This is a genomic window from Stenotrophomonas sp. C3(2023) (assembly GCF_032911385.1).
GTDB lineage: Bacteria > Pseudomonadota > Gammaproteobacteria > Xanthomonadales > Xanthomonadaceae > Stenotrophomonas.
This window is the reverse complement of sequence record NZ_JAWJLO010000001.1, coordinates 20822-40670: the sequence shown is the minus strand read 5'-3', so window position 1 is coordinate 40670 and position 19849 is coordinate 20822. Positions and strand designations below refer to the sequence as shown.

10 protein-coding genes are annotated in these 19849 nt (G+C 69.4%); 4 read left to right on the top strand and 6 right to left on the bottom strand.

Annotation, left to right across the window (positions count from 1 at the left end; translation table 11 throughout):
- Positions 1-270 precede the first annotated feature (270 nt).
- Positions 271-6672, top strand: coding sequence for a putative Ig domain-containing protein (locus RZA67_RS00130; RefSeq protein WP_317210495.1), 6402 nt, complete (start codon positions 271-273; stop codon positions 6670-6672).
- Positions 6673-6750: 78 nt separating this feature from the next.
- On the opposite strand, the gene RZA67_RS00125 is transcribed toward RZA67_RS00130, so the two are convergent.
- From RZA67_RS00125 to RZA67_RS00100, 6 genes are all read right to left on the bottom strand, one after another.
- On the bottom strand, positions 6751-7734 hold the full coding sequence (locus tag RZA67_RS00125; protein ID WP_317210494.1) for a VacJ family lipoprotein: 984 nt from the start codon (positions 7732-7734) through the stop codon (positions 6751-6753).
- Position 7735: 1 nt separating this feature from the next.
- The gene (locus tag RZA67_RS00120; protein WP_317210493.1) at positions 7736-8044 is read right to left on the bottom strand and encodes an STAS domain-containing protein; all 309 of its coding nucleotides are present in this window, start codon (positions 8042-8044) and stop codon (positions 7736-7738) included.
- A complete protein-coding gene (locus RZA67_RS00115) occupies positions 8034-8696 on the bottom strand; it encodes an ABC transporter substrate-binding protein (RefSeq protein ID WP_317210492.1) in 663 nt (220 codons plus the stop codon). Before RZA67_RS00115 ends, RZA67_RS00120 begins: the two co-directional genes overlap by 11 nt.
- Complete coding sequence (mlaD, locus tag RZA67_RS00110; protein WP_317210491.1) at positions 8693-9226, bottom strand: outer membrane lipid asymmetry maintenance protein MlaD; 534 nt, start codon at positions 9224-9226, stop codon at positions 8693-8695. Before mlaD ends, RZA67_RS00115 begins: the two co-directional genes overlap by 4 nt.
- Before the next feature lie 88 nt (positions 9227-9314).
- Positions 9315-10064, bottom strand: coding sequence for an MlaE family lipid ABC transporter permease subunit (locus RZA67_RS00105; RefSeq protein ID WP_317210490.1), 750 nt, complete (start codon positions 10062-10064; stop codon positions 9315-9317).
- Positions 10064-10852 (bottom strand): ATP-binding cassette domain-containing protein, encoded by a 789-nt coding sequence (locus RZA67_RS00100; RefSeq protein ID WP_317210489.1) that lies wholly within the window; start codon positions 10850-10852, stop codon positions 10064-10066. Before RZA67_RS00100 ends, RZA67_RS00105 begins: the two co-directional genes overlap by 1 nt.
- A 184-nt stretch (positions 10853-11036) precedes the next feature.
- On the opposite strand from RZA67_RS00100, the gene recC reads away from it, so the two are divergent.
- Genes recC through recD form a run of 3 tightly spaced genes read left to right on the top strand, consistent with a single transcriptional unit; the run spans position 11037 to position 19842 of the window.
- Positions 11037-14375 (top strand): exodeoxyribonuclease V subunit gamma, encoded by a 3339-nt coding sequence (recC, locus tag RZA67_RS00095; protein ID WP_317210488.1) that lies wholly within the window; start codon positions 11037-11039, stop codon positions 14373-14375.
- Positions 14372-18013, top strand: a complete 3642-nt coding sequence (gene recB, locus RZA67_RS00090; protein ID WP_317210487.1) for an exodeoxyribonuclease V subunit beta — start codon at positions 14372-14374, stop codon at positions 18011-18013. The genes recC and recB overlap by 4 nt, the downstream gene beginning before the upstream one ends.
- Positions 18010-19842, top strand: a complete 1833-nt coding sequence (recD, locus tag RZA67_RS00085; RefSeq protein ID WP_317210486.1) for an exodeoxyribonuclease V subunit alpha — start codon at positions 18010-18012, stop codon at positions 19840-19842. Before recB ends, recD begins: the two co-directional genes overlap by 4 nt.
- The last annotated feature ends 7 nt before the right edge of the window (positions 19843-19849 follow it).

Below are 19849 nucleotides of genomic sequence, written 5' to 3'. Positions count from 1 at the left end.
GATCCCCCTTGGATGCTGAGCGCAGGGCGCCGGACTGGCGCCGGCCTACTCTGGACGTCATTCAGCCTGTTCACAAGTCCCCCCGCCGCACCCCCTTCCTTCGGCCCGGGGACTCTGTTTCAATGCCGCTCAAGGGGGGAGGCGTGGAAGGCCTGCCGCCGGCGACGTCAGGGAACGACGGGGGCACCATGCTCCCGGGGCAGCCGGCTCAAGGACGCGCACCTCGATGTTGTCCGGCATCAGGTGGATTCTTTCCAAGGGGGAAAGGTCATGGCGTTCCGTACCCGCTCCGCGCATCTGGCGCGTGTGTTCCCGACCGTGTTCGTTTTTCTGTGCGCCGTACTGCTGTGGCCGGCTGCCGCCTGGGCCCAGCACACCTCGCCGCTGTGCCCGCCCAAGAGTGCCACCGTCGTCCAGGGAGCCTCGGTCACCCTGGACGTGAGCGACTGCGCGTCTTCGCCGGCGTTCTACGGCCTCGGAGCGGTGGACGGGCCGGCCCTGCCGCAGCATGGCACCGCCAGCACGCGTGAGGCGGGCGGTCGCTGGCTGCTCGACTATGGGCACGATGGGCTCAGCACCGACAGCGATGTCTTCGAGTTCACCGATGGCGAGATGAACGGCAACGGCGGCACGGTGCGCGTGACCATCACCGTCACGCCGGCAAACTCGGCCATCGTCATCGCGCCGGCGGCACTGTCACTGACCGCCGGCACCCCGATCTCGCAGCCGCTCAGCGCCAGCGGTGGGACCGACCCGTACAGCTACGCGGTGGTCGCCGGCGCGCTTCCGCCCGGCCTGGCGCTCAATGCCGGGGTCATCAGCGGTGCGCCCACCCAGCGCGGTGCCTACAGCTTCACGGTGCGCGCCACCGACAACGCCGGTGCCACTGTCGACAAGGCCTACAGCGGCACCGTCGCCAACCCCAGCCTGAGCCTGAGCCCGTCCAGTGCCACGGCCATCCAGGGCGTGGCCCTCAGCCATACGCTGGCGACAGCCGGTGGCGTGGCGCCGTACACCTACGTGCTGGAAGGCAGCACGCTTCCGACCGGCCTGACCCTCGGCAGCGGCGGGGTGATCAGCGGCACGACGAGCGTGAGCCCGGGCAGCTACCCGGTCAACATCCGTGTCACCGACAGCAGCACCGGCCCCGGCAGCTACTTCGAGGTCGAGTCCTTCACCCTCACGGTCAGTCCGCCGCCCAGCGTGAGCATTGCGGTCTCGCCCGCAAGCGTCAGCGAAGACGGTGCCACCCCTCTGGTCTACACCGTCACCCGCAGCCTGGTCCTGTCCTCACCGACCGTGGTCAACCTGGGCACCGGTGGCACGGCCACCAACGGTGTGGATTACACCGGTGCCGTGTCCTCGGTGACGATTCCGGCCGGTGCCGCCACCGCGACGGTGGTGATCGACCCGATCGCCGACACCACGGTGGAGGCGGATGAGACCGTGATCATCACCGTCGCTGCCGGCAGCGGTTACACGGTCGGCTCGCCGTCCAGCGCCACCGGCACCATCCTCAACGATGACGTGCCCAGCGTCTCGATCGCGGTATCGCCGACCTCGGTGGTCGAAGACAGCGGCAATGCGCTGGTCTACACCTTCACCCTGGACCGGCCGAATCCGTCTGCGCTGCCCATCAACTTCACCGTCGGTGGTACGGCGGTCAACGGTACCGACTACGCCACCATCACCTCACCGCTGTCGATTCCAGCCGGTGCCACCACCGGCACGATCACCGTCACCCCCCTTGCCGACACCACGATCGAAGCAGACAAGACAGTCGTGCTGAGCCTGGCGGCTGGCACCGGCTACGCGGTGGGCGCGCCTGCTGCGGCAACCGGCACCATCGTCGATGACGATCAGCCGACGTTGAGCATCAACGATGTCAGCCTCAACGAAGGCAACAGCGGCACCACCTCGTTCACTTTCACGGTGTCGCTGAGCGCGCCGGCCGGCGCGGCCGGGGTGAGCTTTGACATCGCCACTGCCGACGGCACCGCCCTTGCCGGCCGTGATTACGTGGCCCAGGCGCTGACCGGACAGGTCATCGCCGCTGGCAGCAGCAGCCTGAGCTTCACCGTGCTGGTGCTGGGTAACCTGCTGAACGAGCCCGACAAGACGTTCTTCGTCAATGTCAGCAACGTCACCGGCGCCACGGTGGTCGATGGGCGGGGCACCGGCACGATCGTCAACGACGATCCGCTGCCGACGCTGTCGATCAACAACATCGCGGTGACCGAGGGCAACGCAGGCACGGTGGCGGCCACGCTGACGGTGGCCTTGTCGGCCGCCAGCGGGCAGACGGTGACAGTGAACTACGCCACCGCCGATGGCACCGCCACCGCGCCGACCGACTACGTCAGCAGCAGCGGCACGCTGACCTTCCCGCGGGGTGTCACCACACAGACCATCGCCGTGCTGGTCAACGGCGATACCACGCCGGAGGCGGATGAAACCTTCACCGTCAACCTGAGTGCGCCGGTCAATGCCCTGCTGGGTACTGCACAGGGTGTGGTGACCATTCTCAACGACGACCAGCCCGTCGTCGTCAGTCCGACGACCCTGCCCAATCCGGTGGTGGGTGCTGCCTACAGCCAGACACTCAGCGCCAGCGGCGGCAGTGGCAGTTACACCTATGCCATCACCAGCGGCGCACTGCCAGCGGGCCTGACCCTGGCCAGCGGCGGCGTGCTGAGCGGCACGCCCACGGCCACCGGCAGCTACCCGTTCACGCTGACCGCGACCGACACCAGCGTCGCGCCCGGCCCCTACAGCGGCATCCAGAACTACATCCTGACCGTGTCAGCGCCCGCGCTGGTCCTGGCCGGCCCGCCGTTGCCCGGGGCCACGCTGGCACAGGCCTACAGCGCCTCGGTCGGCACCGCTGGCGGCGGCACCGCGCCCTACACCTATGTGGTCAGCTCAGGCAGCGTGCCACCGGGCCTGCTGCTGGCCACCAACGGCACGCTCAGCGGCACGCCCACGACCTTGGGTGACTTCACTTTCGACGTGACCGCCACTGACAGCACCACGGGAGTCGGTGCGCCCTACTCGGTGACCCGCACCATGTCGATCAACGTGGCCGTGGGCCTGCCGGTCGCGGGCGATGCAAGCCTGGTCGTGGCATACGCTGCGCCGGCCACACCGGTCGCGCTGGCGCTGTCCGGCGGCGCAGCCGCATCGGTGGCGATCGATACCGCCCCGCAGCACGGCACAGCCACCGTGACCGGAGCGACCGCGATCAGCTACCAGCCGGCAACCGGCTTTGCCGGTACCGACAGCTTCACCTACACGGCGAGCAACAGCACCGGCACCTCGGCCCCGGCCACGGTCACCATCACGGTGGGCGACCCGTCCATCACCGTGACGGCCACGGGGGTGTTCTCGGCCGTGGCCGGCGCGCCCTACAGCCAGACCTTCCGCTGGACCGGAGGTGCCGCGCCGTACACAGGCTTCCAGGTGAGCAACCTGCCGGCCGGTCTGTCAATCACCGACAGCACCGCCGACAGCGTGACCGTCAGTGGCACGCCGACCCAGGCCGGCAGCTTCAACCTGCTCGCCTCGGCTACCGACAGCAGCGCGGGTACCGGTCCGTTCACCACCGCACAGGCCTTCGCCCTTACGGTGGCCAGCCCCACCCTGGTGGTGACCCCGGCCACGCTGCCGGACGCCACGGCGGGAGTGAGCTACCAGCAGGCAATCAGCACCGCTGGCGGCGTGGCGCCCTACAGCTATGCGCTGAGTGGCACGCTGCCGACCGGCATGGTGTTCGATGCGGCTGCCGGTACGCTGTCGGGAACCCCGACCCAGTCGGGCAGTTTCACGCTGGGCCTGCTGGTGACCGACAGCACCACCGGTTCCCCAGCAACGCACAACCAGAGCTATACGCTGCAGGTAGGCAGCCAGCCCGTGGTGCTGACCCCGGCGGCCGGCGCGCTGCCGGAAGCCGTAGCGGGTACGGCCTACCAGCAGGGCTTTGCCAGCGCCGGCGGCGTGGCGCCGTACCGCTACACCGTTTCGGCCGGCAGCCTGCCAGCGGGCATGGTGCTGGATGCCAACAGCGGCCAGCTGAGTGGCACGTCGATGGTGGCTGGCGACAGCAGTTTCAGCATCACGGTGACCGACAGTGACACCGGCATACCGGGTGTGGCAACGCAGGCCTACACACTCAGCGTACGCGCGCCGGCGATTGCGCTGGCACCGGGTACGCTGGCCAGCGGTACGGCGGGCGCGGCCTTCGAACAGGCGTTCACCGCCAGCGGTGGCATCGCGCCGTACCGCTACACGATCACCGCGGGCAGCTTGCCGGCGGGTGTGTCGCTTGAAAACACCACGGGCGTGCTGTCCGGTACGCCCACCCAGGCCGGCAGTTTCGTGCTGGCGGTAACCGCCACCGACAGCACCGGCGGCACGGCCGCGACCGTTACCCAGTCCTACACGCTGCAGATTGTGGCACCGGCGGTGCTGCTGACGCCCGCAGCCGGTGACCTGCCAGCGGTTGTGGCGGGCGCGGCGTACGCGCAGGTGTTCAGCGCCAGCGGCGGCATTGCCCCCTACAGCTACGCGGTTTCCGCCGGCGCGCTGCCTGCCGGCCTGGTGCTGGATGCGGCCAGCGGCCAGTTGAGCGGCACGTCGATGGTGGCCGGCACCAGCAGCTTCAGCATCACGGTGACCGACGGCACGACCGGTACGCCGGGCGTGGCCACCCAGGCCTACTCGCTCAGCGTGCAGGCGCCGGTGATTGTTCTGGCACCGGCCACGCTGGCCAGCGGCACGGCGGGAGTGGCTTTCGAACAGGCGTTCGCCGCCAGCGGCGGCATCGCGCCGTACCGCTACACGATCACGGCGGGCACCCTGCCGACCGGCCTGTCGTTTGAAAGCACCACGGGTGTGCTGTCCGGTACGCCCACCCAGGCCGGCAGTTTCACGCTGGCCGTGACCGCCACCGACAGCACCGGCGGCACGGCCGCGACGGTTACCCAGTCCTACACGCTGCAGATCGCGGCACCGGCGGTGCTGCTGACGCCCGCAGCCGGTGGCCTGCCAGCGGTTGCGGCAGGCACGGCGTACACGCAGGTGTTCAGCGCCAGCGGGGGCATCGCGCCCTACACCTACGCGGTTTCAGCCGGGGCCCTGCCTGCCGGGCTGGTGCTGGACGCGGCCAGTGGCCGGCTGTCCGGGACCGCCACGGCGGCGGGCAGCAGCAGCTTCAGCATCACGGTGACCGACAGCACGACCGGTGCGCCTGGCGTGGCCACGCAGGCCTATTCGCTCAGCGTGCAGGCACCGGAACTGGTCCTCACCCCGGCGACATTGCCTGCCGGTGTGTACGGGGCGGACTACCAGCTGGTGCTGAGCACGCGTGGGGGCACCGCGCCTTACCGCTACGCGGTGACGGCTGGCAGTCTGCCGACCGGACTGGTGCTCGACGATGGTGGCCAGCTCAGCGGCACACCCGCAGCCGGCGGTGCGTTCAGTCTGACCATCACCGCCACCGACGCGCTGGGCTTCACCGGTCAGCGTGTCTACCAGCTGCAGATCGCGCTGCGTGCGGACCCGACCCGTGATGCCGAGGTGCGGGGTCTGCTCGATGCCCAGACCGATGCGGCCCGCCGCTTTGCCAGCTCGCAGATCGAGAACTTCCAGCAGCGCATGCAGCGCCTGCATGGGGCCAGCCGCAACGGCGGCTTCAGCAACACCCTTTCACTGGCCGCTTCCCGCCGCAGCTGCGACAGCCGTATCGGGCAGAAGAACGGGCCGGGCTGCGACCCGCAGCGGCGCCAGCCGTTCGACGATGAGGACACGGCGGACACGGCGCTGGCCGGCAGCAGCCAGGACAGTGGCAGCACCCTCGGCCTGTGGACCGGCGGCAGCCTGCGTTCGGGGCGCACCCGCAGCGGAGGTGCCGCCGGGGCTGATTTCCAGACCGATGGTCTTACCCTGGGTGCGGACTACCGTCTCAGCGATGCATTCGCGGTGGGTGCGGGCATCGGCTACGGCCGCGACCGCAGCGATGTCGGCCAGCTCGGCAGCCGCAGTGATGGCCAGGCCTATACGCTGGCGGTGTATGGCAGCTACAGCCCGGGGCAGCGCGTATTCGTGGATATGCTGCTGGGTCATCAGCTGCTGGACTACACGCTGCGCCGTTACGTCACCGCCGACGGCACCTATGCACAGGGCCGCCGCGATGGACGGCAGTGGTTCGGATCACTTGCACTGGGCGCTGACTTCGCCCGCGGCAGCTGGCAGTTCACCCCGTATGCGCGGCTGGATGCCTCGCACGGCACGCTGGACGCTTTCGTCGAACAGGGCAGCGCGCTGTTCGCACTTGGCTATGCCGACCAGCGTGTGCAGACCACCACCGGCAACGCCGGCCTGCGTCTGGAGACGCGGCAGACCGCCGACTGGGGTCGGTGGACGCCGCAGCTGCGGGTGGAGTACCAGCATGACTTCAAGGGCGCCGGCGTGGCCGCCATGCAGTACGCCGACGCGCTGGATGTGCCGTTCTATCGGACGACGCTGGAGGGCTTCGAGCGCAGCCGCTGGCTGCTCGGGGCAGGCCTGCAATTCGAGCTGCGCAGGCAGTGGGGACTGCGCGTGGACTACCGTGGCCTGGTCGGCAGCGATGACCGCGACCATGGCGTGCAGATCAGCGTGGACAAGCAGCTGTAGGCTGCGCCAGCCACCTCTTCGCGGAAAACGAGAAACCCCGCCAAGGCGGGGTTTCTTTTCAGCCAGGAACCACAGCGATCAGTTGCCGAAGTTCGGCATCGGCATCGCGTCGACCGGGATCGGAGCGTCGTGCTCGTCGCCACCGCGCTCGTGCTTGCCGCGCAGGTCGTTCTGGATCTGATAGTTGCGCCGCTGCAGCCAGGCATCGCGGGTCAGGGCGTACTCGTCCACCGCGCTGTCGCGGATGTCATCAAGCGCCATCAGCTGTGCGCGCGTGTCCACCAGCTGCAGGCCCTGCAGGCCGATGCGGACCTTGTCTTCCTCGATCGTGCGGATCGGCGAGAGCGGGATGTCGCCGGCCAGGCCGAACACATCGCGCACGGTGCGCGGGCCGAAGAACGGCAGCTCCACATACCGCGACTGCCGCCAGCCCCAGGCACCGAGCGTCTGCCCGAAGTCTTCGCGACGATTGTCCACCCGGGCCTTGCTGGCCGGGTCGAACAGCCCGCCGATGCCCAGCGTGCTGTTCATCAGGAAGCGGCCCAGGGTGTTCCAGGCGTCGTCCGGGCGGCCCTGCAGCAGCTGGTTGGCGATGGTCACCGGTGAACGCAGGTTGCTGAAGAAATTGCTCACGCCGGTGCGCGCGAAACGCGGCACGACGTTGGTGTACGCGGTGGCCAGCGGACGCGCCACGGCGGTGTCCACCGCCATGTTGAAGCGGTGCACGCGGCGGTTGAAGCCTTCCCACGGATCGTAGATCGCTGCGTCCGCAGCGGTGTTCGTGCTGCTGCCGTAGAGGGCGTCGAAGTCGTCTTCGGTGCTGTCCGCCACCGGATCCTGCGCGGCATCGGCCGCTTCCACAGGCACCGCGCCTGCCGGTGCAGGTGCAGCTGCTGCGGGCTGCGCGGCGTCGGCTGGCGGCACATGATCGATGTCGACCACCGGGCTGGTATCAACGACGGTCGCGCTGGCGACGGGCGCCGCATCGCGCACGGGTTTTCCCGCGCAGGCGCTGAGCATGGCCGCCAGGGCGATCAAGGGGAGGGTGCGTAGGACGTTCATGTCAGCTCGCGGCAGTTGAGGCGGTGAAATCCAGGTCGGTACCCAGACGGTAGGCAGCAGACAACTCATCCAGTCCAGACGGTGCGCCGGTCACCACCAGCGCCTGTCCCTGCGATCGGGCGCGGGCCGCCAGTTCGGCCAGCAGGGCCACCCCGGCGCTGTCGACCTGGCTGACCGCAGTCAGGTCCACGCCGTGCAGCTGGCCGAGCACCGGCTGCAGCCGGGGCCACAGTGCGGTGACCGCATCGCGGTCCAGGGCACCCTGCAGCAGCAGGATGCCGTGCTCCAGGCGGAAGCTGTTACTTGCCATTGCCGGTCGGTGCGGCCTGCATGGAGCCACTGCGCAGTTCGGTGGCCACCTGCTTGATGCCCTTCTGACGCAGCGGCGCATCGAACTGGTTGCGGAAGGTCTGCACGTAGGAAATGCCTTCGATGGTGACGTCGAAGATCTTCCACTGGCCACCGACGTTGCGCATCAGGTAATCCACCGGCGTGGACTCGCTGCCCGAGCGGACCAGTTCGGTGCTCACGCGCACGCCGCGGTTGCCCGGCAGCGGGGTTTCACCCTTCAGGCGGAAGCTGGGGCGACCCTGGATGGTGAGCAGGGCCGAACCGTAGCGCTGCATCAGGTTGTCGGCCATGGCATCGGCGAACAGCTTGATGTCCGCATCGGCGGCGCCACGGGCATGGGTACCCAGCACCAGGCGGGCGGCGTAGTCACGGTCGAAGGTGCGGTTGAGTTCGCCATCGATGTAGCTGCGCAGGGCCTGCGGGTTGCTGCTGAACTCGCTCTTGCGCTGCTGCAGGGTGGTCAGGATGCGGGTGCTGGCGTCGAGCACGCTCTTGCCGGCCTGGCCCTGCGCCGCAGCGGCGGGCGCCGGTGCGCTCTGGGCGTTGGCCAGCAGCGGCGTGGTGGCGATCATCAGCGAGGCCAGGACGGCCGGAAGCAGTTTCATTTTCATGGTTGCGGTTCCATTGCGGGCGCGGCGGCGCCATCGTGGGATTGCTCAGGCTGGGCTGCAGCACCGCCGGCACCGCCGCCACTGAACATGTATTTGCCAACCAGCTGGATCAGGTCCACCGCCGGTTGGGTGAAGACGATTTCGTCACCGGCCTTGAGCACGTCCGGATCTCCGCCCGGTTGCAGCCCGATATAGCTCTCGCCAAGCAAACCGCTGGTGAATATGCCGGCGGAGGTGTCAGCCGGCAGGTCCTTGAACTTGCCGTCGATGCGCAGGGTGATGATCGAGTCGAACTTGACCGGGTCCAGATCGATGCTGGCAACCTGGCCGATGGTCACGCCACCGACCTTCACCGGCGCCTGCTTGCGCAGCTGCCCGATCTGGCTGAAACGTGCCTTCAGCTCATAGCCGTCGCCGCCCAGGCCCCAGCGCTGGTTGGTGGAGGCCACTGCCAGCACCATCAGGGACGCCAGTGCCAGCAGCAGGAATGCGCCGACGGAAAACTCTAGTCTTGGACCGCGGATGGCCATGGGATGTCTCACTTTTTCTGTCAGGTGTCCCGGCCAGGCCAGGACGAACGTGTCGTAGCGGTCATGCACACCCGCTGCGGGCGGGTGCTTACTGGAACATCAGGGCCGACAGCACGAAATTGAACATCAGCACCAGCAGCGAAGCATTGACGACCGCACGCGTGGTGGCCACCGAGGTCCCTTCGATGGTCGGCTCGGCATGGAAGCCGACGTACGAGGCCACCAGGGCAGCGGTACCACCGAAAATCGCCGATTTCAGCAGCGAAACGCCGAAGTCGTCCCAGAAGTCGACGCTGTTGCGCAAGGCCGACCAGAACACGCCGTTGTCCAGGCCCAGCACGTGCACGGCCTCGAAGTAGCTGGCGGTGATGGCCAGCGAGCAGAACACGCCGGTCAGCAGCGGCACGGTCAGCACCGCTGCCCAGAAGCGCGGCGCCACCGCCTTGGCCACCGGGTCGATGGCCATCAGCTCCAGCGCCTTGATCTGGTCGGTGGCACGCATCAGTCCCAGTTCGGCGGCGATCGAGCTGCCGGCCCGGCCGATGAACAGCAGCGCGGTCAGTACCGGGGCCAGCTCACGGTACAGCGACAGCCCCAGCAGCGTGGACAGCGCGTCGGCGGCGCCGAACGTGGTCAGCGTGCGGTAGCCCTGCAGCGTCAGCACCAGGCCGACGAATGCGCCGCCGACGGCGATGATCGGCAGTGACCGGGCGCCGATCTTGTAGATCTCGCGGGTCAGCTCGGCAAGAAAATCCGCGGTGGGCAGCGAACCGCGCAGCACGGTCAGCGAGAACAGACCGGCGCGGCCGAGCGAGCGGGTGGCTTGGATGAAGGGCATCAGACACTCCCCGCCCGGGGCGCGGCATCGAAGGGGATCGGACCGTCAGGCTGACCCTGCAGGAACTGCTGCAGCAGCGGATCGGTGCTGTCCTGCAGTGCCTGCGGGCTGCCCTGGAAGACGATGCCGCCATTGGCGATGGCGATCACCTGGTCGCAGATCGGCAGGGTCTCGTGGACGTGGTGGCTGACGATGATGCTGGTCAGGCCCAGGCTGTGGTTCAAGCGCTGGATCAGGCTCATGATCACCCCCGAGGCGATCGGGTCGAGCCCGGTCAACGGCTCGTCGTAGATCATCAGCGGCGGGTCCAGCGCCAGTGCACGGGCCAGCGCCACGCGCCGCGCCATGCCACCGGAGAGTTCGCGCGGCCAGGCATCGGCAGCGGCAAGCAGACCGACCGCGTGCAGCTTCATCTGCACCAGACGCTCGCGCACCGGTATCGGCAGCCGCGTGTGGGTGCGCAGCGGCAGGCCCACGTTCTCGGCAACGGTGAGGTCGGTCAGCAGGCCATTGCCCTGCAGCAGCACGCCCACACTGCGACGCATCTGGCGCAGTTCGGCCGAGCCGGTGGGAATGGGTTTGCCGAACAGGGTGATCGCGCCGGCCACCGGACGCAGCTCCCCGGTCAGCGCCGCCAGCAGGGTCGACTTGCCACTGCCGGAGGGGCCCAGTACCGCGGTGATGCTGCCCTGCGGAACCTGCAGCGAAACGTCGCGCAGGATCGCCCGACCGCCACGCTCGATGCGGACGTTGGACAACTGCACCAGATTGGTCGCGGAAGCCGGCATGGGCACCATTAACGATTTTCCAACGTTGCAGGATCAGGACTGTCCGCTGAACAAAAGCGAACTGGACCGTGCAGTATTGTCGCATGCGGCTGACACACGCGTGCGGGACAATGCAGATACGCGCCGGAACAATCCGGCGTGCCCGGCCATTCATTCGGGAGGTGTCTGCGGCACACTGTGCGGGATGAGCGATCCCCACAGCGACTTCCGCCTCTACCATTCCAATTCGCTGGACGTGCTGGCGGCCCTGCTGGCGCGCCACCTGCGTCACCCGATGCCCGGCCAGCCGCTGCTGGCGCCGGAGACCATCCTGATTCCGCAGGTGGCGATGCGGCGCTGGCTGCAGTCGACGCTGGCGGCCGAGTACGGCGTGGCGGCCAACCTGGAGTTTCTCACTCCCGGCGAGTTCGTCGCCCGCGCATTGAACGCCAATGTGGACGGGCAGGACCGCGATCTGGACGCCGAAGGCCTGCGCTGGCGGCTGTATGCGGCGCTGCGCGACCCGGAGCTGATGGCCCAGCCGCCGCTGCGCGCGCTGGCCACCTATCTGTCCAGCGGCGATCCGCTCAAACCCTGGGCGCTGGCGGCGGAGCTGGCGTCGGTGTTCGAGAAATACCAGGCCTGGCGCCGCGACTGGCTGCTGCGCTGGGACGCCGGCGCCGACCCGAACGATCCGCAGGCGATTCTGTGGCGCTACGTGGCGCGCGACCAGCCCTACCGTGCGCGCCGCATCCAGGACTACCTGGACCGCTTCGAGGGCGCGGGCAGGCCACTGCCGCAGGGCCTGCCGCCGCGTCTGTCAGCCTTTGCCACGCTGAACATCTCTCCGGACGTACTGCGCGTGCTGGCCACGCAGGCGCGCGTGGGCGAACTGCATTTCTACCTGCCCACGCCGGTGCAGTCGTACTGGGGCGACCTGCAGACGCTGGGCGAGCGCCTGCGCAGCGGCGCACCGGACCCGTTCGGCGCGGCGGCCGGCGAGAACCGCCTGCTGGAAGCCTGGGGCGCGGCAGGCCGCGACTTCATGGCGGTGCTGGGCAGCTACGAGGTCGTGCACCCGGCCGGTGAGATCGCAGCCTATGCCGATCCCGAGCAGGATGAGCGGCCGACGCTGGACCAGGGCGGGCTCTCCGACAGCCTGCTGCACCGTCTGCAGCGCGACCTGTTCCACCGCCGTGGCCAACCTTCCGGTGCGCTGCGCGCTGCCGTGCGCGCGGACGACCCCAGTCTGCAGGTGCACGCCTGCCATACCCGGCTGCGCGAACTGCAGGTGCTGCATGACCAGCTGCGTGGCCTGCTGCAGGACCCGCGCTTCGACCCGCCGCTGCAGGCGCGCGACATCGCGGTGCTGGCGCCGGACATCGACCCCTACGTGCCCTACCTCGAAGCGGTGTTCGGTGGCCGCGGCGGCGACCCCGACCATATTCCCTACGCGTTGGCCGATACCAGCCCGTTGGCCGGCGAGCCGCTGGCCGATGTGTTCGTGCATCTGCTGGGCCTGCCGGTGTCGCGCTTTGGCCTCAACGAGATCCTCGACCTGCTGGCCAGCGCCCCGCTGGCCGAGGCCGCGGGCCTGGAGGCCGCCGACTTCGACCGCCTGCACGCCTGGCTGCAGCAGGCCGGCGCGCGCTGGGGGCTCAATGCCAGCCACCGCGACCAGCATCAGGCACCGGCCGACGATGCCTTCACCTGGCAGTTCGCGCTGGACCGGCTGCTGCTCGGCCACGCCAGTGGCAGCGACGGCGACATCGCCGGGGTGGCGCCGTGGACCGGGCTGGAGGGCGGGGCGGTGGACGCGCTGGACCGCCTGCTGCGTCTGCTGCGGGTACTGGCGGTGTACCAGCAGCGGCTTGGCCAGACCCTGCCGCCGGATCAATGGCGCAGCCGCCTGCTGGGTCTGCTGCAGGCCCTGCTGCCCACACCGCCCAGCGCGCCCAACAGCCAGCGTGCCCTTGAGCGCTTGCGAAAGCTGATCAATCAGTTCGCCAAGGATGCCGCCAACGCCGGGTTTGTCGACGGTGTACCGGCCGAGGTGGTACGCGCGCATTTCAGCGGCGCGCTGGCCGAGGCCGATACCCGTGCGCCGCTGCTGACCGGCGGCATCAGCTTCGGCCGCATGGTGCCGATGCGTCTGCTGCCGTTCCGGGTCATCTGCGTTCTCGGTCTGAATGACGGCGATTTCCCGCGTCGCGACCCGGCTGCCGGCCTGAACCAGCTCACCGCCGAACTGGATACGCCGCGCCGCCGCCGGGGTGACCGCTCCACGCGCGAAGACGACCGTTTCCTGTTCCTGCAGCTGTTCGCCGCCGCGCAGGATGTGTTCTACCTCAGTTATCTGGGCGCCGACCCGCGCGACGGCAGCGACCGCGAGCCGTCGGTGCTGGTCAGCGAGCTGATTGAAGCGGCCGCCGCCTATCACCACGACGCTGCGGCCGCCCGCCAGGCGTTCACCGTGCGCCATGCGCTGCAGCCGTTCTCGCCGGCCGCCTTTGGCGACGGCGATGCGCGCCGCTTCAGCTACCGCAGGCAATGGCATCCGGCGGCCGGCAGCCTCGGTGGCCAGCGTGCGCAGCTGCAGCCGTGGTTCGACGGCGTGTTGCCGGAGCCCGCATCGTCCCCGGCATCGGATCTGGCGCTGGAGGCGCTGCGCCGCTTCCTGCTTGATCCGGCCGGGCAGTTCCTCACCCAGGCGCTGGGCCTGCGGCTGGCCGATGCGGTCGAGACCGGCCAGGATCTTGAGCCGCTGGTGCTGGGCGAGCGTGGGCCCGAGCAGCGTCGCGTGCAGCAGGCTGTGGTGCAGGCCACCCTGCAGGGCGACACGCAGGCCTTGTACCCGCGCCTGCGCGCACGCGCGCTGGTACCGTCCGGCGCCTTGGGTGAACGCCAGTTCGAGCACCAGCGCGCTCTGGCCAGGCCCTATGCCGAGGCGCTGCAGCAGTGGCTGGGGGACACCGCGCTGGAGAGCCGCCGCTACGAGGTGGACATCGACGGTCTGCGCCTGCAGGGGCGCGTGCACGACCGTCATCCGCAGGGGCTGGTGCGCCTGCGCATTGGCGAACTCAACGGCAATGCGGCCATCACCCACGGCCTGGACTGGTTGCTGGCCAACGCGGCCGGCGATGCGCTGCCGCTGGTGCAGTTCCACCAGAGCGGCGATGGCGTGGGGCCGCATGTGCTGGCACCGCCGTCGCAGGCCGATGCGCGTGCCGCGCTGCGCCTGCTGCTGCAGCTGCGCGCGCAGGGGCTGCGGCAACCGCTGCGCTTTGCCCCGTATACCGGCTGGACGCTGTATACCCACAGCGGCGAAAAACAGCGCAGCGAAGGCTGGAAGCGCTGGCATGGCAGCGAGCGCAGCTGGGGCGAAGGGCAGAGCGAGGCATGGCAGCTGGTGCTGCGCGGCGCCGACCCCTTCGCCGATGAAGGGCACTACGCCGAGCTGCTGCAGACCAGCCTGGCCGTCTTCACCGCAGTGCGCGAAGGTCGCGCGCTGGACCCTGCGGCCGCTTCGGGAGCACGGCAATGAACAGCACTGGCAACCCCTATCTGGATCTGCCGCTGGGCGGGACCCGGCTGATCGAGGCCAGCGCCGGTACCGGCAAGACCTTCACGCTGGCCACCTTGTTCACCCGGCTGGTGGTGGAGCAGGGCCTGCGCATCGGCCAGGTGCTGGCGGTGACGTTTACCGATGCCGCTACCCAGGAGCTGCGCAAGCGCATCCGCGAACGTCTGGCGCTGGCGGCGCGGCTGCTCGACCAGACGGCCGTCGAGGACGAAGGCGCCGACGCGCAGCTGACCCGGCAGATCCTGCAGCGGCATCTGCAGGCCGGCACCGAGAGCAGCGCGGCACTGCAGCGCCGCCTGCAGGTGGCCGCCGATGAAATCGACCTCGCTTCGATCTTCACCATCCACGGTTTCTGCACGCGCGTGCTGCGCGAGCATGCACTGGAGAGCGGCCACACCTTCGATCCCCCCGAGCTGTTGGCCAGCGACCGCGAGCTGCTGGAGGAACTGGCCGCTGACCTGTGGCGCGTGCACGCCAACGACCCGGCCACGCTGGAACCGCTCACCTGGCTGTGGAAAGACCCGGCCGCGCTGGCTGGCGACCTGCGCGCGCTGCTCAAGCCGTTGCCGTTGCTGCCGCCGCTGCCGGCGACCGCGCCCGAGGACCCGCGCCCGGCACTGCGCCAGGCCGCCACCGCGCTGGCGCAGGCGATCCGCCGCGACGGTGAGGCGTTCTTCGGTGCGCTGTGTGAGGCCGTCGAACAACGCTGGCTCAATGGCGTGTCCTACAAGCTGGGCTGGCTGCAGCCGCTGTGCCAGCAGCTGCAGGACTGGGCAGAGCGTGACGAAGCCGACGTGCTGCTGCAGAGCGCTTACCTGCCTGCGCTGCTGCCTGACGCGCTGGCCGCCAGGACCAACAAGAAGTTTGTTGATCGCACGCCCTCCTCGCCGCTGCAGGCGCCACTGCACGACTACCTGCAGCGGCTGGAGCAGCATGCGGCGTGGCTGCGCGGCAGTGCGCTGGTATTTCTCCACGCATTGCGGGGCCAGGCCCTGCAGCGCCTGCAGCAGCTCAAGCGGGTGCGCCGCGTGCAGACCTACGATGACCTCATCGATGGGGTGGCCCAGGCGCTGGAAGGCGAGCACCGGCAGACCCTGGTCAAGCAGCTGCGCGCCCAGTACCGCATCGCGCTGGTGGACGAGTTCCAGGACACCGATGATCGTCAGTGGGGCATCTTCCAGACCGTGTTCGGCGACTCCGACGACGTGCGTGCACTGGGGCTGGAACCGGCGCTGTTCCTGATCGGCGATCCGAAGCAGGCCATCTACGGATTCCGTGGTGGCGATATCCATACCTACCTCAACGCCAAGCAGCAGGCCGACAAGGCACCGATGCTGGGCGCCAACTTCCGCTCGCGCCCTGCGGTGCTGCGCGCGGTCGAGGCGCTGTACGCCAATGCGGGCGACGCTGCGTTCCTGGAAGGCGACATCCGCTTTGAACCGGTGCAGCCGGGCGGCGTGCGTACCGACGAGGACTACCTGCGTGATGGGTCGCCGGCTCCGGCGCTGACGCTGCGCGTGCTGCGCAGCGACGGCGACAAGGCATTCAATGCCGATCGTTCGCGCCTGGAGGCCACCCGCGCCTGCGTGGCGGCCATCCACGCGGTGCTCAGCGACGCGCGCCGTGGCCAGGCCGTGCTGCGCGGACGCGCGGTGGTACCCGGTGACATTGCGGTACTGGTGCGCTCGCACCGTGAGGCTACGATGATGCAGGCCGCGTTGGCCGCGGTGGGCATCCCGGCCGTGGCCGCCGGCAAGCAGAGCCTGTATGCCACCGCCGAAGCCCGCGACCTGCGCACCCTGCTGCTGGCGCTGCTGCAGCCTGCCGACGAAAGCCGCCTGCGCGCGGCGATGGCCACCGTGCTGCTTGGCCAGCCGGCCAGCCGCATTGCCGGCATGGAACGCGAGGGCGACCTGCAGCGCCAGCTGCAGGCACAGCTGCTGCACTGGCGCGAACGCTGGCAGCGCGGCGGCCCGTTCGCGGTGGTCGCCGAAGTCTGCGCGGCGCACGCCGAACGCCTGTTGGCGCTGCTCGACGGCGAGCGCCGCCTGACCAACTACCTGCAGCTGGGCGAGCTGCTGCAGGAAGCCTCGACCCAGGCACTGGGCATGCATGGGCTGCTGGACTGGCTGCAGGGGCAGATGGCCAACGCCGATCAGAACGACGAACAGCAGCTGCTGCGGTTGGAATCGGACGCGCGACGGGTGCAGATCATCACCCTGCACAAGAGCAAGGGCCTGGAGTACCCGCTGGTCTACCTGCCATTTGTGGGCATCGACGGCAATGCGCCGAGCACCGCGCGGCACTGCACGGTGCATCGCGAGGGGCAGCGCCAGCTGTTCTGGAAGCTGGACAAGGAAGACAGCGGGTGGAAAGACGTGCTCGGCTGCAGCGAGGCCGAGCAGCGCGCCGAGGATGCGCGTCTGCTTTATGTCGGCCTGACCCGCGCGGAACACGCGTTGTGGATCGCCGTGGGCGATCTGGCCGGACTGACCCGCTCGCGCCTGGCACCCTTGCTCGGCGCATTGGATGAGTGGGCCGACAACGCGGATGTGGTGGTGGAGGAGGGCCCATTGGCTGCGATCCCGCCGCTTCTGCCTGCCGAAGCGGAAGGCCCGCTGCCGCCGGCGCGCCAGGTGAGCCGACGGGTGGCGCACGACTGGTGGGTTTACAGCTTCACTCAGCTGGCCCAGGCCGATGCTGGAAACGACGTTGAGGCTGCCGCCACCGAGCTGCCGGCGCCGGCCGCCGATGAGCCCGCCGGTGCCGAGCTGCCGCTGGAACCGGCCGCACCAGCGCCGGGCGCCGAAGACCGCAGCCTCATTGACCCGCGCTTCATGGGCAGCCGCTTCGGCAATGTGCTGCACGAGGCACTGGAAAACACTGATTTTGCGCTGTGGAGCGGGTGGCAGCCGGGCGATCCCGCGCCGGAGGGACAGGCGCAGGTGCTGCGCGATGCGCTGCGCGCTGAAGGCTATGCCGACGTCGACCTTGAAGACGGGGTGGCGACGCTGGTGCCGCTGGTCGGCAACACACTGACCGTGTCATTGCCCGAGGGCGGCGCGCTGTGCAGCGTGCCGGCCGAGCAGCGGCGGGCGGAGATCGAGTTCCACTTCGCCATCGCCGCCACCTCGGTGCCGGCGCTGCTTGATGTGCTGCATGCGCATGGCATCGCGCTCAGCCGGCGCGGCTTCGGCCTGCGTCGCCAGCTGGAGGGCCTGATGACCGGCAAGATCGACCTGACCTACGTGCGCGGCGGGCGCTGGTACGTGCTCGACTACAAGTCCAACCGCTTGCCCGGGTACAGCGATGAGCTGCTGGACGCCGCCATGCGCCACAGCGAATACGACCTGCAGGCGCTGATCTACACCGTGGCGCTGCACCGCTGGCTGCGCTTCCGCCTCGGCGCTGCCTACGACTATGAGCGTGACATGGGGGGCATCCGTTATCTGTTCTGCCGTGGACTGGACAGCCATGGCAACGGCGTGCACGCGCAGCGTTTCGAAGCAGCGCTGGTGGACGCACTGGATGCGCTGTTCGCCGGCGGACGCCAGGCGCAGGCCGAGCTGGCCGAGCGTGCCCTTGGAGGTGCTGCATGAACGTGCTCGACGCGCTGTTGCACGGTGGCCAGGTCCGCACCCTGGACCACGCACTGGCGCACAGCCTCGGTCGGCTGCGACCGGACACGCCGGATGCGGTGAAACTCGGTGCGGCGCTGGCATCGCTGGCGGTATCACAGGGCCATGCGGGTTTTGATCCGGCGCAGCCCGGCCGCCTGATCGAAAGCGATATCGCCTGGCCAGAGCCGGGCACATGGTTGCAGCAGCTGGCCAGCTCGCCGTGGGTGGACTGCCCCGAAGACCCTGCCACTGTGGCGGTGGACGCGCCGCTGGTGCTGGAAAACGGCCTGCTCTACCTGCGTCGCTACCGCGAATACGAGCGCGGCCTGGCCGAAGGACTGCAGCGCATCGGTCGCCACCCGCTGCAGGGCATCGACCTGGCCGGGCTTGCAGCCCTGTTCGCGCAGCTGTTTCCGCAGGCGGCCAGCAGCGTGGATCATCAGGCCCGTGCTGCGGCGGTCGCCCTGCGCCACCCGTTGGCGCTGGTCACCGGGGGCCCCGGCACCGGCAAGACGACGACCATCGCGCGGCTGTTGTTGCTGCTGGTCGCGCAGGCAGCGCAGAACGGCGGGCCGGCGCCGCGTATCGCACTGGCCGCGCCCACCGGACGCGCCGCCGAACGCATGGCCGAAAGCCTGCGCCTTGCCGTGCAACGGCTGCAGCAGGAGGGCATCGAACCGGCGCTGACCCATGCGCTGCCCACCAGTGGCACCACGCTGCATCGCCTGCTCGGCGTGATTCCCGATTCGCCCCGGTTCCGCCACCATGCTGACAACCCGCTGCCGTATGACGCGGTGGTAGTGGACGAGGCATCGATGATCGACCTGCCGCTGATGGCCAAGCTGGTCGATGCGATCGCTGCAGGTACCCGGCTCATCCTGCTGGGCGACCCGGACCAGCTGCCCTCGGTGGAGGCCGGCGACGTGCTCTCGGCGATCCTGCGCGCGAGTGGCGACGGCGAGGGCACCCGCAGCGATGATGCACACGCGCTGCAGGGCGTGCTGGCTGCAGCGGCCCTGCAGCCTGCGGCGCCGCCCACCGCTTTTGCCGGCCGCCGCGTGCAGCTGCAGAAGGGCTACCGGCAAAGCGATGCACTGGCGCTGGCCCCGCTGGCCGAGGCAGTGCGCGCAGGCGACCAGGCGTGCGCGCTGCATCTGCTGCGGGACGGTACGCTGGCCGGTGTCAGCTTCCACGAAAACCAGGCCGACCCGCTCGGCAGCCATCGTGAGTACCTGCTCGCCCACTGGCGCGCGCTGGCCGAGGCCGACGATCCGGCCCAGGCGCTGCAGCAGGCCGGACGCCTGCGTGTGCTCACTGCCCTGCGCGAGGGGCCGCAGGGCGCGCGTGGCCTGAACAGCCGCATCGAAGGCCTGCTGGCAGGTGCCACCGCCGGTTACTTCCAGGGCCGCCTGCTGCTGGTGACCGAGAACAGTTACCGGCACCGGCTGTTCAATGGCGATATCGGCATCTGTCTGCGCGACGGACAGGGCGCGATGCTGGCCTGGTTTGCCGGCGAGGATGCCGGCCAGCCGCGTGCTTTCCATCCCGCGGCGTTGCCCGCGCATGAGAGTGCGTTCGCGATGACGGTGCACAAGGCGCAGGGCTCGGAGTTCGATGAGGTGTGGCTGCAGCTGCCGCGGCAGGACAGCCGGGTGCTGTCGCGCGAGCTGGTCTATACCGGCCTGACCCGCGCGCGGCAGCGGCTGCATCTGGCCGCCAGTGCCCCGGTGCTGGAAAAAGCGCTGGCCCGCCATGCCAGCCGCCTGGGGGGACTGGCCTGGCGGCTGGGCGCGTCTGCGCCGGTGTGACGACCAG

Bases quoted from the DNA above. Each gene is read 5' to 3' on its own strand.
- recB (WP_317210487.1), top strand. From the start codon at position 14,372: ATGAACAGCACTGGCAACCCCTATCTGGATCTGCCGCTGGGCGGGACC.
- RZA67_RS00115 (WP_317210492.1), bottom strand. From the start codon at position 8,696: ATGAAAATGAAACTGCTTCCGGCCGTCCTGGCCTCGCTGATGATCGCC.
- RZA67_RS00100 (WP_317210489.1), bottom strand. From the start codon at position 10,852: ATGCCGGCTTCCGCGACCAATCTGGTGCAGTTGTCCAACGTCCGCATC.
- mlaD (WP_317210491.1), bottom strand. From the start codon at position 9,226: ATGGCCATCCGCGGTCCAAGACTAGAGTTTTCCGTCGGCGCATTCCTG.
- recC (WP_317210488.1), top strand. From the start codon at position 11,037: ATGAGCGATCCCCACAGCGACTTCCGCCTCTACCATTCCAATTCGCTG.
- RZA67_RS00105 (WP_317210490.1), bottom strand. From the start codon at position 10,064: ATGCCCTTCATCCAAGCCACCCGCTCGCTCGGCCGCGCCGGTCTGTTC.
- RZA67_RS00130 (WP_317210495.1), top strand. From the start codon at position 271: ATGGCGTTCCGTACCCGCTCCGCGCATCTGGCGCGTGTGTTCCCGACC.
- RZA67_RS00120 (WP_317210493.1), bottom strand. From the start codon at position 8,044: ATGGCAAGTAACAGCTTCCGCCTGGAGCACGGCATCCTGCTGCTGCAG.
- RZA67_RS00125 (WP_317210494.1), bottom strand. From the start codon at position 7,734: ATGAACGTCCTACGCACCCTCCCCTTGATCGCCCTGGCGGCCATGCTC.
- recD (WP_317210486.1), top strand. From the start codon at position 18,010: ATGAACGTGCTCGACGCGCTGTTGCACGGTGGCCAGGTCCGCACCCTG.